This window comes from Caproiciproducens sp. MSJ-32, assembly GCF_018918055.1.
Classification (GTDB): Bacteria; Bacillota; Clostridia; order Clostridiales; family Clostridiaceae; genus Clostridium.
This window is the reverse complement of sequence record NZ_JAHLPS010000058.1, coordinates 48,237-63,081: the sequence shown is the minus strand read 5'-3', so window position 1 is coordinate 63,081 and position 14,845 is coordinate 48,237. Positions and strand designations below refer to the sequence as shown.

Annotated in this window: 16 protein-coding genes; 6 read left to right on the top strand and 10 right to left on the bottom strand. The window is 26.6% G+C overall.

The genetic code is table 11. From position 1 onward, the window contains the following. On the bottom strand, nucleotides 1-499 hold a 499-nt coding region (locus KQI16_RS06860), incomplete at its 3' end, for a putative ABC transporter permease (RefSeq protein WP_216433027.1). Between the two features lie 287 nt (nucleotides 500-786). Between KQI16_RS06860 and KQI16_RS06855 the strand changes: the two genes are divergently transcribed. After that, nucleotides 787-1,431: a glycoside hydrolase family 73 protein gene (locus KQI16_RS06855; protein WP_216433025.1), complete on the top strand. Its 645-nt coding sequence runs from the start codon at nucleotides 787-789 to the stop codon at nucleotides 1,429-1,431. 192 nt (nucleotides 1,432-1,623) lie between these two features. Here the strand turns inward: KQI16_RS06855 and KQI16_RS06850 are convergent, their stop codons facing one another. After that, a complete protein-coding gene (locus KQI16_RS06850) occupies nucleotides 1,624-1,896 on the bottom strand; it encodes an acylphosphatase (RefSeq protein WP_216433022.1) in 273 nt (90 codons plus the stop codon). A gap of 97 nt (nucleotides 1,897-1,993) precedes the next feature. Here KQI16_RS06850 and ndk point away from each other — a divergent pair, with 97 nt between their 5' ends. Beyond that, the gene (gene ndk, locus KQI16_RS06845; RefSeq protein WP_216433020.1) at nucleotides 1,994-2,398 is read left to right on the top strand and encodes a nucleoside-diphosphate kinase; all 405 of its coding nucleotides are present in this window, start codon (nucleotides 1,994-1,996) and stop codon (nucleotides 2,396-2,398) included. A gap of 77 nt (nucleotides 2,399-2,475) precedes the next feature. On the opposite strand, the gene KQI16_RS06840 is transcribed toward ndk, so the two are convergent. The 5 genes from KQI16_RS06840 to KQI16_RS06820 are packed head-to-tail and all read right to left on the bottom strand — an operon-like array spanning nucleotide 2,476 to nucleotide 6,799. Next, nucleotides 2,476-3,546 (bottom strand): ABC transporter substrate-binding protein, encoded by a 1,071-nt coding sequence (locus tag KQI16_RS06840; RefSeq protein ID WP_216433019.1) that lies wholly within the window; start codon nucleotides 3,544-3,546, stop codon nucleotides 2,476-2,478. Further along, nucleotides 3,533-4,345 (bottom strand): ABC transporter permease, encoded by an 813-nt coding sequence (locus KQI16_RS06835; protein ID WP_216433016.1) that lies wholly within the window; start codon nucleotides 4,343-4,345, stop codon nucleotides 3,533-3,535. The genes KQI16_RS06840 and KQI16_RS06835 overlap by 14 nt, the downstream gene beginning before the upstream one ends. Further along, a complete protein-coding gene (locus tag KQI16_RS06830) occupies nucleotides 4,339-5,193 on the bottom strand; it encodes an ABC transporter permease (protein WP_216433014.1) in 855 nt (284 codons plus the stop codon). Before KQI16_RS06830 ends, KQI16_RS06835 begins: the two co-directional genes overlap by 7 nt. Continuing rightward, nucleotides 5,186-6,235 (bottom strand): spermidine/putrescine ABC transporter ATP-binding protein, encoded by a 1,050-nt coding sequence (gene potA, locus KQI16_RS06825; RefSeq protein WP_216433012.1) that lies wholly within the window; start codon nucleotides 6,233-6,235, stop codon nucleotides 5,186-5,188. Before potA ends, KQI16_RS06830 begins: the two co-directional genes overlap by 8 nt. 24 nt (nucleotides 6,236-6,259) lie before the next feature. Then, entirely contained in the window at nucleotides 6,260-6,799 is a 540-nt protein-coding gene (locus KQI16_RS06820; protein ID WP_216433010.1) for a helix-turn-helix domain-containing protein, read from the bottom strand. Nucleotides 6,800-7,259: 460 nt separating this feature from the next. Between KQI16_RS06820 and KQI16_RS06815 the strand changes: the two genes are divergently transcribed. Continuing rightward, complete coding sequence (locus KQI16_RS06815; protein ID WP_216433008.1) at nucleotides 7,260-8,285, top strand: GNAT family N-acetyltransferase; 1,026 nt, start codon at nucleotides 7,260-7,262, stop codon at nucleotides 8,283-8,285. Between the two features lie 92 nt (nucleotides 8,286-8,377). Here KQI16_RS06815 and KQI16_RS06810 read toward each other — a convergent pair whose 3' ends face one another. After that, a complete protein-coding gene (locus KQI16_RS06810) occupies nucleotides 8,378-9,007 on the bottom strand; it encodes a 3'-5' exonuclease (RefSeq protein ID WP_216433006.1) in 630 nt (209 codons plus the stop codon). A 98-nt stretch (nucleotides 9,008-9,105) separates the two neighbouring features. On the opposite strand from KQI16_RS06810, the gene KQI16_RS06805 reads away from it, so the two are divergent. Then, complete coding sequence (locus KQI16_RS06805; protein WP_286172926.1) at nucleotides 9,106-10,353, top strand: IS4 family transposase; 1,248 nt, start codon at nucleotides 9,106-9,108, stop codon at nucleotides 10,351-10,353. A 236-nt stretch (nucleotides 10,354-10,589) separates the two neighbouring features. On the opposite strand, the gene rocF is transcribed toward KQI16_RS06805, so the two are convergent. Next, nucleotides 10,590-11,531 carry an arginase gene (rocF, locus tag KQI16_RS06800; protein ID WP_216433003.1) on the bottom strand — a complete coding sequence of 314 codons (942 nt, stop codon included), beginning with the start codon at nucleotides 11,529-11,531 and terminating at the stop codon, nucleotides 10,590-10,592. 219 nt (nucleotides 11,532-11,750) lie between these two features. Beyond that, the gene (locus KQI16_RS06795; protein WP_286172924.1) at nucleotides 11,751-12,374 is read right to left on the bottom strand and encodes a hypothetical protein; all 624 of its coding nucleotides are present in this window, start codon (nucleotides 12,372-12,374) and stop codon (nucleotides 11,751-11,753) included. A gap of 219 nt (nucleotides 12,375-12,593) precedes the next feature. On the opposite strand from KQI16_RS06795, the gene KQI16_RS06790 reads away from it, so the two are divergent. Together KQI16_RS06790 and KQI16_RS06785 are read left to right on the top strand one after the other, a co-directional pair. Then, nucleotides 12,594-14,006: an LCP family protein gene (locus KQI16_RS06790; RefSeq protein WP_216432999.1), complete on the top strand. Its 1,413-nt coding sequence runs from the start codon at nucleotides 12,594-12,596 to the stop codon at nucleotides 14,004-14,006. Between the two features lie 172 nt (nucleotides 14,007-14,178). Continuing rightward, the gene (locus KQI16_RS06785; protein ID WP_216432997.1) at nucleotides 14,179-14,817 is read left to right on the top strand and encodes a site-2 protease family protein; all 639 of its coding nucleotides are present in this window, start codon (nucleotides 14,179-14,181) and stop codon (nucleotides 14,815-14,817) included. Nucleotides 14,818-14,845 lie beyond the last annotated feature (28 nt).

The following is a 14,845-nucleotide window of genomic DNA, read 5'->3' as shown; positions in this document are numbered from 1 at the left end:
TGCTCTTCCGATCTGACATTATTGCTACAATAATAAATAATATCAGAAGCATAATTATAATTTTACCAAGAATAATAGGTATAGCATTAATTAATGTATAAATAAAAGGTTGTATAAATTTTATAATAAATATACAAGCAATTCCCCAATAAATAGAAAATTTAAGACATATATATCCTTTTAAATTATAGGGAAGATCAGAATAGTCCCACCATTTATTTTGAAAAATTTTTTCTAATAGGAAACCAGCAAGGAATTCTAGAAAGCTGGTAAGCAGAATAGAAGCTAAAAATAATAATAATATATTGTTCTTAATAGGGTTTAAAGAAATTATTACAATAAGAGCTCCTAATCCGTATATTGGACAAACTGTTCCATATAAAAATCCTCTATTAACAAATTTACCAGTCTTAATAGCCGCATAAGAAACTTCCAAACACCAACCAAGAAATGAATATATGAAAAATAATAATATTAAATCATATAGATGGAAATGCATATTGGAACCTCCTAAATATAATTTTTGATTTATTAAAGAAAAATTAATGAAAAAATAGTAAAATATTTATTATTTTATATTATTATAAAAAATATACTTTAAGAAAAAGAAAAATATTCATTAATATATTATTAATATATTATTAATATACTACTATAGTATTAGTGAGTAATTTAATAAATTGCTTTTATATATTAATTGTAATAAAAGGTTATAAGTTTTTATTTTTTATGTATAAATTTTATTGGGATTTATAGCTTATATTTTAAATAGAGTGTGAGGGGAATATGAGGGAAATTGGAACATATAAAGGTTTAGAAAGTTATAAAATTATTAGTAATAGAAGGAATACAAAAAGGAAATTAATAATAATATTAATAGTATTTATATTTTTTACTTTAAGTTTTATTTTTACTTTTAGCATACTTTCAAAAAATAGGAAGAATGAAACTATTGTTTCAAAAGAAGAATTTATAGAAATGCTAAAAGAAGGTGCCTTAGCTAATTATAAAAAATATGGAATACTTCCTTCTATTACAATTGCACAAGCAATAGTGGAATCGGATTTTGGAGAATCTACTTTAGCTAGAGAATACTATAACTTATTTGGAATAAAGGCTGATGAAAGTTATACTGGAGAAGTAGTAGCTTTTGAAACTATGGAAAATTATGAAGATAGAATCATTGCTAATTTTAGAGCTTATGATAGTTATAAGGCTTCAATTAAAGATCACGGAAAGTTTTTATATGAGAACTCTAGGTATGCTGAAAATGGGCTTTTTGACAGTAAGGATTATAAAGGACAGGCAGAGGCTCTTGAAAAAGCAGGTTATGCAACTGTAAAAAACGAAAATGGAGAATTAATATATGCAGATATATTAATAGAAGTAATTGAAGAGTATAAATTATATGAAATAGATGAACAATTATAAAAGATTGCGAAGCAATCTTTTAGTTTACAGTTAATAATGTGCAGTTAGCAGTTAAGGAAGAAACTACTGCGTAGTTTCTAAAATTATATTTCTATAAGCTCTTTTAGAGATTATAAATATTATAATTCAGCTTAAGCTGAATTATTTCCTCAACTGTACACTGCACATTAATAAAGATTGCTTCACAATCTTTTAATATTTTGCTGTGAATTTCTTTTCTTTTTCATTAATATCAATTTCTTTTATATCTAAATTATCAACACGTATAAATCTATTTCCTTCTTTAATAAGTTCTATAAATTTTTCTAGTCTATCTATATCTCCTTGCACTTCTATTTCAACATCACCATTATAAAGGTTCCTTACCCATCCTGTTAAGCCTAGGGATGTTGCATTCATTTGGCAAAAAAATCTAAAACCTACACCTTGAACTCTACCTTGTGCTAAAATATAATACCTAACCATAAAATACCTCCCTAACTCTTTATAAAAAAATTATATCATATATAATATAATTGAGGGAAAAATAATATATGAAACTTTAATAAACAGGAGGAGAATTATGGAGAGGTCATTAGTATTAATCAAACCAGATGCGGTAGAAAGAAAATTAGTAGGGAAAATAATTAATATGTATGAAGAAAATGGATTAAATATTGTTAAATTAAAAATGGAAACAATTAGCAGAAGTTTCGCCGCAGAACATTATAGAGATCATATAGGAAAAAGCTTTTACGAACCTTTAATAGATTTTATTACTAAGGGGCCATTATGTGCCCTGGTATTAGAGGGAGAAAATGCTATTGAGAAAATAAGAAAAATTAATGGAAGTACTGACCCTGCAAAGGCAGAAGAAGGAACAATAAGAAGATTATATGGTACTAGTACAAGAGAAAACTGTGTTCATGCATCAGATAGCGTGGAAAATGCTAAAAGAGAAATAGAATTATGGTTTAGAAACAATTAATTTTTTTAGAAAATAGGAAAGAGAAAGGGAACTTTATTTAACGATTAGTTAACATAAAGTTCCCTTTGTAATATTACTTATTTCATTTTAACATTTAGCCATGCATCATCATAAAGTTTTATATTTTCACCTAAGTCTCTATAAATTTCGCATTTTTTTAGAATGTCTTCTGAAGGATATGCTGTTTCATTACTTTGCATTTCTTCATCTAATAGTTCGTAAGCAGCTACATTTGGAGTAGAATATCCAATATATTCAACATTTTGTTTTGCATTTTCAGGATCACTTAAGAAATTAATAAATTCTTCAGCTTCTTTTTTATTAGCAGCACCTTTTGGAATAACCATAGCATCAAACCAAATATTAGAACCTTCTTTAGGAACTACATATTTGAAATTAATATCAGGTGCATCTTGTTGAATATATATTGCATCTCCTGAATAAACAGTTGCGAAATTCGCTTCTCCATTAACCATTTTTTCTTTTACTTCATCCATAATGTAAGCTTGAACTAATGGCTTTTGTTTAATTAATTCATTTGCGGCTTCTTCTATTTCTTTTTGATTTGTAGAGTTAATAGAATATCCTTTTCTTGCTAATGAAATTGCAAGAGTATCTCTTATTGAGTCAAACATTAAAATATCACCAGAATATTTTTCATTCCAAAGGTCATTCCAGCTATCAATAGTATCTTTTATATTATCAGCATTATATATTATCCCAATAGTTCCCCACATATATGGAACAGAGTATTCATTATTTGGATCATAAACTAAATTTTTATATTGATCTCCAATATATTGATAGTTAGGAATATTGTTAAAATCAAGTTTTTCTAACATATCTTCCTTGATCATTTTTTCAATCATATAATCGGATGGGAATAATATATCATATACTCCAGGGTTACTTTTTACTTTTTGATACATTATTTCATTAGTTTCATAAGTATCATAGATAACTTTTATTCCTGTTTCTTTTTCAAATTTCTCTATAAGATCTTCATCAATATAGTCTCCATAGTTAAATACATTTAAAACTCTTTGTTCTCCATTATTTTCCTTACCCTTAGATGAGCATCCAGCTAAGGATGAAGATAGTAATAGAAATGATGAACATAGTGCAAGAATTTGTTTAATTTTTTTCAATTTTATCACCTCTTGATATAAATTCTTTTCTATTTGCTATTAATAGAAGACATAAAACAGTAATAAACATTAAAGTTGATAATGCATTAATTTCAGGTTTTATACCTCTTCTAGCCATAGAGTAAATTTCTATTGAAAGATTAGTAACTCCAGGACCAGTAGTAAAGAAACTAATAACAAAATCATCAATAGACATGGTAAAAGCAATAAGCAAACCGGATATTATTCCTGGTTTTATTTGTGGTAATATTATTTTTCTTAAAGTATAAGAAGGAGTGGCACCTAGATCTAAAGCTGCCTCTTCCACATTATCTGGTAATTGTCTCAATTTTGGCAGTACTGCTAATATTACATAAGGGATATCAAAAGTTATATGAGCTAGCAGCATTGTTATAAAACCAAAATCTATATTAATTAATGGTCTAATAAATATAAATAAGCTCATTAATGATATTCCTGTTACTATATCAGGGTTTAAAACTGGTAAATAATTTATATTTAATAAAAGGGCTTTTTTTGAGCCTTTCATTTTATTAATTCCAATTGCCGCAAGTGTACCTATTATTGTAGCAATAATTGAAGAAATTAATGCAATTAAAACAGTGTAAAATAATGCTTCCATTATTCTGCTGTTGTTAAATAATTCTTTATACCATTTAAAAGTGAAGCCGCTCCAGTTACCCATGGTTTTAGATTCATTAAAGGAGAAAACCATTAGTGATATTATAGGTGTATATAAGAAAATAAATATTAATAAAAGATAGAATCTTTTTATGAAATTTTCTAATTTTTTTACCATAATTGTCCTCCCCCTTCTTTTGAATCTGCACTATCAAATTTACTCATAATAGCCATGGATATTAATATTATTATCATCATAAATACAGATATTGCAGAACCAAAGTTCCAATCACCAACGTTTGTGAATTGTTGTTCTATCAAGTTTCCAAGAAGCATATACTGTCCTCCACCTAATAATCTTGAAATTACAAAGGTAGAAACAGCAGGCATAAATACCATTGTTATTCCTGATATTATCCCAGGCATGCTTAAAGGAAGAACAATTTTTTTGAATACTTGAAATCTATTGGCTCCAAGATCTGAAGCAGCGTTTAAAAGACTAGTATCCATTTTTGTTAATACAGTATATATAGGCAGTATCATAAAAGGTAAGAAATTATAAATCATACCTAAGATAACTGCTGTATCATTATACAAAAATTGATAAGGTCCTAAGTTAAAATATCCAAGTATATTGTTGATAAAGCCATTTTTACCGAGGATAGGCATCCAAGCATAAGTCCTAAGAAGGAAGTTCATCCACATAGGAACAATAAATAATAGTATCATTATGCTTCCCTTAGAGGGTTTCATTTTTGAAATAAAATATGCTACTGGATAACCTAAAATCAAACACCAGAATGTTGATAAAAAAGCTAACCACAAACTTCTTTTGAAAACATTCATATACTCTTCTTTAAATAATTTATTAAAGTTTTCTATAGAAAACATATAGCTTCCGTTAGGATTTTTAACAGTAAATGCAAAGAATAAAACTATTAATAAAGGTATTACAATAAAAAGTGTGCTCCAAATGATAAAAGGATATGCTAGAAAGTTTGTTGAATTTTTCTTTTTTCTACTCATTTTCAGCAGCCTTTCTCATTATATGTATATCTTCTGGATAAATATCTAGGCCAATAACTGAATCTACTTCAGCAGATTTTGTATTGTGCAATATCCATCTATTATTTCCTTCTTCTACTTCAATTTCATAATGGACACCCTTAAAAATTACAGATTTAACACTTCCTTTTAACATACCCTTATCAGCTGGAACAATTTTTATATCTTCAGGTCTAATTACTATATCCACCTTTTCGTTTTTCGAAAAGCCCTTATCAACACAATCGAATACTTTATTAGAGAATTTAACTTTGTAGTCTTCAAGTATTATAGCATCAAATATATTACTTTCGCCGATAAATCCAGCAACAAAAGCATTGGCAGGCTCATTATATATATCTTCTGGCGTTCCCATTTGTTGTATTTTACCTTTATTCATAACAACTATTTTATCTGACATAGTTAAGGCTTCTTCTTGATCATGAGTTACAAAAATAAATGTAATTCCAAGTCTTTTTTGAATTTTCTTTAGTTCTAATTGCATTTCCTTTCTTAGTTTTAAGTCTAATGCACCTAGAGGTTCATCAAGAAGCAATACTTTTGGTTCATTAACAAGAGCTCTTGCTATAGCAATTCTTTGTTGTTGGCCACCGCTTAATGATTCTATATTTCTTTTTTCAAAACCCTCTAAAGAAACAAGTTTAAGAATATTTTTTACTTTATTATCAATTTCAGATTTCGAAAGTTTCTTTATTTTAAGGCCAAAAGCTATATTTTCATAAACATTCATATGAGGAAATAGAGCATATTTTTGAAATACGGTGTTTACTTGCCTTTTATAAGGAGGTAAAGTGGATATATCTGTACCATTAAATAATAATTCACCACTATCACTTTCTTCAAAACCAGCAATAATTCTTAAGGTAGTAGTTTTACCGCATCCACTTGGGCCTAATAATGTTAAAAATTCATTTTCTTTAATACTCAAATTAATATTATCTAAAACTAGGTTATCATCAAAAGCTTTAGAAATCCCCTTAAGTTCAATAATGTTTTGTTTCAATTAAAACACCTCTTTACATATAAATTAGAATGATGGCGGCGTACTAATCCAAAGGACTTTAGCCTGAGTTTTACCATTATTAGAAATATAATGATTTGATTTAGGTTTAAAATAAAAACTTTCTCCTTTTTTTACTTTAAATTTTTTATTTCCTATATGAAGTATTATTGATCCTGAAAGGACATATCCAAATTCTTCACCTTCATGAGGTTCTTCTTCAATGTATCGACCATTAGCTTCTAAAGTAATCATAATAGGTTCCATTTGATTTTTTTGAGCATTAGGTATAAGCCATTTGATCTTATACTTAAGTTCTTCATTTTCAGTTTCGAACATATCCTCATAGGTGAAAGTGATTTTTTCTTCACTAGCATCACTAAAAAATTCTGTTAGATTTGTTCCTAAGGTTTCTAATATATCTACTAAAGTAGCTATTGAAGGTGAGGTTAATTCGTTTTCTACTTGAGATATGAAACCCTTAGAAAGTTCACACCTATTTGCGAGTTCTTCCTGAGTTAATTGTTTTTCAATACGTAATCTACGTATTTTTTCTCCAATATTCACAAATACACCTCTATTTACTAATATTTTTATTATTGTTTATTAAGAATGACAATTATTTAGCAGAATTATCTTCTTCTTAATACTAAACACTAAGTTTATGATTACTAAACAAACAATAGATATTATATCTATTAATAAAATATAAATCAATATTTTTTTGAAAAAATATTAAAAAATTTTTTGAAAAATAATCTCTGGAACCCTTGAAAACATTGAAATAGAAGAGAATAAAGAAAAATTGAGTTTAATAAAACAACACTTGGAGTTTAGTAAAACTAAATTATTTTGTTTTTGTAATTTTTGTGAAAAAATTCTGAAAAATATTCTGTAGAAAACTGTTATTTAATAAAATAAGAAAATAAGTAGATTTTTGTAAATTATCTTTCTTGATAAAATTGCTAATTTATGAGATAGTAGTTTATATTAACTAAGATAATTAAGCAAACAGATAGGTGGTATCATGGATAAAAAATATAACTTATACATAAGGCGGGGAAATAAAGTATATATTCGTAATCCTGAATTTAAAGAATTATCTTTTGTTGAAAAATTATGGGGTTGTGAAGAAAATATGAAGGATATAGGAGGAGCTTATTCTTTTCCTAAGAAAAAATGGGAAATGTTTTATAAGAAAATGGTTTATCCAACAGATGGGAAAAATTTTTTCTGCCTTATTTATGATTTAAAGGATAATCCTGTAGGAGAGGTTAGTTTTCACGGATATAACTCAATAACTAAAGTAGCAAGAATAAATGTAAAAATAGATTATAAGCATAGAGGGCGTGGTTATGCTAGTGAGGCCTTAAAGCTGCTATTAGAGTATTATTTTTGGACTTTTGGCGGAGAAGCTATAATTGATTCGGCAGATACAAAAGAAGCAAAAAGAATATTTGAGAAATTAGGTTTTGAAATTATAAATAAATTTAAAGATCAGGTTACGTATAAATTAGATAGAAATAAGTTTGCAGCTTATAATGAAAAGGAAAAAAGGGATGTTTATATTTTATGCTATGATAATATGAATATATTAGATTATTCAATAGCAGTAAAAATTTTTATTACAGCAAATAAAGTATTGAATAATTCTTATTTTAATATTTACCTAGTTTCAAATAATAAAGAAGTGCAAACAGAAGATAAAATATTTATTACTGTTGATAAAAGTTTTAAGGAAAATGTTAATGAAAAGAGCATTTTAATAATTCCTGGAACTGATAGTGAAGAATTTAATTTGGACAGGTCCTATATTATTGATTTTATTAAAAAGGAGTATTTAAATAGTGACTATATTCTTTTATTTTCGAAAGAATTAAAGGAATTAGAAAATATATTTGATATTGAAGTTATTGAAGATAAAAATTTAATAGATTATGGCAAAATAATAATAGCGAGAGATTATAAAGAAAATATAAATGCTTGTATAAATATTATAAGAAATATTTTAGGAGAAGAAATTGCTTCAAATATTAGGTATTATTTTATATAAATAATTTAGCTTTTAGTATGGCAAGGAGAATGAGGGTAGATTTTAGCAGCTTCAAATATGCCCTCATTCTACTAGTATATTTTATAAATTTCTTACTTTTTTAAAAGATTTGAAAAATATCCAGGCTTGATTAGGCCTTTTTTCATACCTTGAATCACTGATAAATATGTTGCAGTAGTATCAAACCTTGCATCATGATAATTTCCACTACCTTTAAAAAGATCATTAGCTTTTTGAATTATTTGTTCTTCGCTTATTTTAAGAAAATCTACGACTTCAGATAATTTTGGATTTTTAATGTTACCAGTTGGACTAGGAATTTTACATATATTTTTATAATAAGACATAGTGCAAAATGTATTTTTAGGTTCCCAATTTTCTTCAATCATTCCAGCATCCCAAAGTTGCTGTATTTCATGTTTTAAAAATTTTATATCAAATTGAACGTTATGTCCAATAATAAAATCAGCTTCATAAAAATCAGGCATAAAATCTTGAATAAAATCTATAAATTCACGTCCTTCAGATAATTCATATAATTTTTCAAGGGAGAAGCCGTGTACTGCTTCAGCACCTTCATCCATATTATCTACAGTGAAAAAAAAGTTTTTACCTATTGTAGTTTGTGGTTTAGTAGAAGCATCAACAAGTATATAACTCAATTGACATATATTACCTGGTTTTATGCTGGTCGTTTCTGTATCAAAAAATAATAATTTCATTTTATCCTCCTAAGGTACTAGTTTATAAATTATATAATAACATAAATTATATCACTACTGTTTAATCTTTGATTAAAATTTCCATTGACAATTTTGATATGGTTATAATTTGTCCAATTACCATAAATTTAGACGTGAAAGTAGCCAGTAACCTTTGGTTTAATGTAATCACCACAAAAACTATAAACCTAAAGGAGGTTACTGGCTACGTGGTTAATTATATCAAATTATTTGATAAAATTATAGAGTTTATCAATTGGAACACATTGAAACATTCTGCATTTATGTTAAAAACAGATAATAAAGTTTCTAAATTTTTTACTAAAGATCATTTAAAAGCAATGATTTATTATCATATAATGCAAAAAGATAGTTTAAGAGATCTAAGTTTTGGCATTCGTATGTCTACCAAAGTAAAATCAATCGTAACAAGCGTTAGCTTGAGTACAGTGTCATACCATAATAATAAGCGCAATTACGAAGTGTTTTTGCCAGTTTTAACTGAGCTTATTAATAAAGCTTTAAATATAGGGTCAGCAAATGAATCTTTAAAGCGCTTTGGTTCTGTTAAACTAATTGATTCTACTACTATAAGTATGAGTTTAAATCTCTACCAATGGGCTCTATTTAGATCAAGCAAAGCTGGTATAAAAATTCATACTAGATTTGATTTAAATAAGGGTATTCCGGATGCATTTGTTGTTACAAATGCTGTCGAGCATGATAAAACTGCTATGGATACATTAATAGATACAAAGCATTGTATTTACGTATTTGATAAAGGCTATTTAGATTACCAAAAATTCGATCAATACACAAAGGATGAAAAATACTTTGTAACTAGGTTAAAGGATAACGCCGTAGTTACTGAAATTAAAGATTTAAGAATAAGCCACAGCGATAAACGACTTTTGGATGTTGGAACTCAAATAGTCTGTGATAAGATAGTAAAATTGGGTTCTCAATATACTTATCAAACAAAAGAAGAATATCGCCTTATAAAAATTATAGATAAATATGGTAAAGAACTAACCTTTATAACAAATATTGATGAACTTTTAAGTGAAGAAATAGCATGGCTTTATAAAAAGCGCTGGGAAATAGAACTTTTCTTTAAATGGATAAAACAAAACTTAAAATTCAAAACTTTTATAGGTCGCTCACTAAATGCAATAATGATTCAAATTATTACCGGTATCATGACCTTTACTATATTTAAGCTTATAGAGCCGCTAATGGAGAAGAAAATTACTATGATTGAAATAAAGCGAGCTATAAAAGATAATCTATTTGAGATTTACGAAGTTAACAATTATAAATGGTCTAACATTTTAAATAGTTGCTGATATAATTTCAAATAGAATCCTTCAAAACCAAATAATTCTATAAAAAATTCTGTTTTTATAACCAATTTTAATGGTATTATATTCCATATAATCATGTAGTGGAATATTTTAAAAAGTCAATGGAAATATTCACTAATAATTAAACACTAGTGAAATTATATAATAATATGAATTATAAAAAAATAACCAATAGATAAAAAATAACTCTATTGGCTATTTGTTATAAGCTTATTATACTAGACAACTAAGCTATCAGATATAAAATTTATATTTGATATTTTCTCCATAGATTTAGATGTTACTTTTAATAATTCTAAACACATTTCTAGTGTTCTATTATTTTTGTCAAGTAGAGGATTAAATTCTACAAAATCCATTGCTCTAACTAAAGAAGTATTAAATATTCTTTCAATTATCTCTTTTCCTTCTGAAAAGGTTAGTCCATCTTTGACAGGAGTACCTGTTCCAGGAACAAGAGAAGAATCTAAACTATCTATATCAAAACTAAAATGAATATTAGCTATATTTCTTGTATATAAGGTTTTAATTAATTCATCTAAAACTAAAGTTATGCCTTTGTCTTTAATTTCTTTCATTGGCCATACATTTAAATTATATTCTTTGATTAACTCTAATTCACCCGCATCTAAGTCTCTACAGCCTAATAGAAATACATTTTCAGGTTTAACTTTTTGTCCTTGATAGAAAAGATTTACTAAGCTTTCATGACCTATTCCCATGGAAGCAGCTAAAGGCATACCATGTATATTACCAGTTGGTGAGGTTTTATCTGTGTTTATATCACCATGTGCATCTATCCAAACAACGGCAATGTCATTATTAAAATATTTGCTAGATCCAGCAATGCTCCCTAAAGCTAGTGAATGATCTCCGCCTATAATTAATGGGAGACTAGAATTCGATAAAGATTCATATACTTTAGAAGCTAATAAAAAATTTGCTTTAATAACTTCATCTAAATACTTCATTTTTGCATTAGCTGTGTATTTATCCTTTGAAGAAACATTATTTACATGAACTTCACCCATATCACAGACTATATGACTTTGATTAAAGATATTTAGAAGGTTGTTTTCTCTTAAAATTTTTGGTCCTTTTTCCACACCAGGTTTATCACAGCCTAAAAATAAAGGCATATCTATAATACTAATTTTCATTAAACAAACCTCCAAATAGAATAAATTTATTGGATAACTTATTGGGCAACTTATATATTAATTGCAAATGAGGAAGTTGTAAATAGAAAATTATTGATATTTATTATTAAAATAACTAAATTATTTTACATAAAACATATTTAAATGTTTACAAAAATATAAACTACTAAAACTTACTATTATATATAGCATATGTTTTAGTAGTTAAATATTGTATATCTATGAAACCATTTCACTTAATTTTATTAATGCTTCATCTTTTGTATCAAAGAAAAATTTATTGTTTTTTATAGCTTCCTGATCTATTTCAGGAAGATCGCTTAAAGGTTTGAATTCAGTATAAACTCTTTTTTCTTCTTCAATTACTTTTCCATTTTCATCTGTTTTAAATATGCTTATATAACCTTCCTCCGCTCCTAAATAATATTTATTAGGCTCTAAAGTAGTAGAATTTACTTCTTCTGATCTTGTATAAATTATTTTTTCTTCATCCCAATCAGAAAGCTTATAGCCAACTTTTGACAATTCTTCACTTAAAGCATCTAGAGTTAGCTTACCTTCTAGATTTAATATATTTTTTAAGTTTGCCAAAGTTTCAGAGAAATCGATTTTATCTATGGTTTTAAGGGTAATAAAAGTATTTTCATCTAAATAATTTGCTGTTTCATTATAAACAGTTTTGTTATTATTGATATCGTCGTTTACTCTATATTTTGGGTTTGTAAGATAATCAGAAACAAAGTAACTTATTAAGAAACAAATAATAAATAAAGAAATAATAAAAATTGCTACAGAAATTTTCTTTTTTAATTTGATAAACTTATTTATCTCTTTGTTATTCATATAATCACCTCTCATTGAAATTATTAACAAAATTTTTAAAAAATAAACATAAAATATATAATAAACTTGAATTCTTGAGAAAATAAATAATTAAATTGAAATAAAATTGTAATGAAATTATTATCATTTTTTGATAAAATATTTATTAATTTGATAAAATATTTATTAAGTCTTATAAATAGTAATTTATTCCTAAGATTATTAGGGGAGGAGTATAAAATGAATAGCGAGAATCTAGATATTGATAAGGATAAAAAAAAGAAAAAAATTAGTAAAAAGAAGATTATTATTACAACTATTTTGGTTGTTTTGGCAGCTTTTTTAATTGCTGGAGTATCAATTTATAATAACCTTAGAAATAAAATTTATGATGAATATATTCCAGAAGAAAAAAAGGAAGAAAGTTATTCTGAAGTTGAAGGAATAACAAATGTTTTGTTAATAGGAATTGATGGAAGAACTTTAGATGAACCATCCAGATCCGATTCGATAATTATTGCAACTTTAGACAATAATAATAAAAAAATAAAATTAACATCTATTATGAGAGATACCTTAGTAAAAATACCTGATTATGATGAATATAAGATAAATACTGCCTTTTATTTAGGAAGTTTAGAAGAAGATGAAAATGGAAAGCCAAAGGGAGCAGAAGGTGGAGCGGCCTTATTAATGAAGACCATAGAAGAAAATTTTAATTTGCATTTAGATAAATATATAATCGTAAATTTCTGGGGCTTTGAAGATATAATAGATGAACTTGGAGGAATAGATGTAGATGTTAAGGATTATGAAATAGATGAAGTAAATAAGTTTATTGGAGAAGTAACAGGATTAAAGTCGCCTTTATTAACTGAACCTGGATATCAGCATTTAAATGGACAGCAGGCTTTGGCTTATGCAAGAATTAGATATGTTGGTAATGGCGGATTTGAAAGAGCAGAAAGACAAAATAGAGTATTATCAGAAATTGCAAGCAAATTTAGAGAAATTAATCCATTAAAATATGTTAGTTTAGCCAATACAGTGGCAGACTATGTAAAGACTAATATTGATATACCACTTGCTTTAAATTTAGCATATACAATATATAAACTGCCAGCATTAAATATTGAACAATTACAAATACCTCAAACAGAGTTAATTGCTGGAGATCGCCCATATAAGGATAAGGGATGGTGTTTATTAATAGACTTTGAGCAAAATTCTAAGGTGCTTTATGATTTTATTTTTAATGATAAGCTTCCTAATGTAGAAGAATTTGATTTATTGGCAGTACAAAATTTGGCGGCGCAATATGATGCTGAAGAAGCAGCTTATAATGCAATATACAACATAAATCCGGAAGATTATAATGATAGAGATAAAGAAGATATAATAGATTCTGGCAAAAATGAAGAGGAAAAGAAAGAAGAAACTTCATCAGGAGAAAAAGAAAAAGAATCAAATGAAGGAAATAAGGGAACAGAAAATAAGAATAATGGTTCTAATGAGTCTGGAGAAAATAATGGAGGCCAAGAACAAAATAATGTTCCAAATAATCCTAATAATTCTTTTGGAGATAAAAAAACAGATAATCCTAGTAATAATGAAAATACCAATACTAATACAATAGACAATAAGCAGAATTGATATTAAAAAGTATTAGTATAAAGTTCACAGCTAGGCTTAACTTTAGATTATTAAAGAGTTTTAGCTGTGGACTTTTATATTTAATTTTATAAATGACTGTTAATAGTTATTTAACATATAATAGTATTTAATTTTCATAATTATGGTATAATACAAATGTGAGGAGGTAATTATGAATAATTATTTATTACAAAAAGTTTTAGTAATTCCGGGAATTTTAATAGCCTTTACAGCTCAAGGCTATGCAAAGGCAAAGATGGCAGATAAATTAGGAGATAAAACACCAAGATTTCAAGGGAGGTTAAGCTTAAATCCTTTAGACCATATAGACATTATTGGATTTATTATGATATTAATTGCTAATTTTGGATGGACAAAACCTGTGGAAACTAATCCTAGTGCCTATAAAAATGGATATAAAGATGCTGTTAAAGTTACCTATGCATCATTATTTTCTACATTAATTGTAGCCTTTATATTTTCATTAATATTTACTTTATGGCTAAAGTTGGGAATATATTTAAATGTATCAAGTTTTATGATTATAACTTATGCTCTTAAGTTTATAATAGAAATAAATATAAATTTATTTATATTTAATTTATTACCATTACCAGGACTTGCATGTTTTGATTTATTTAGATATTTAAGTCCTAGAAACTTTTATAAATATTCTGGAATGATATATGATTATCAGCTTTATATTTTAATAGCATTTGTAGTTTTAGGTAAATATGTTTTAGCGATACCATCTGGATTAATAGAAGGATTATTCTTAAAAATAGCTGGACTATTTTTTGGAATGATTTAAAGCCTAGATTTAAATAAATTTCTTGCAA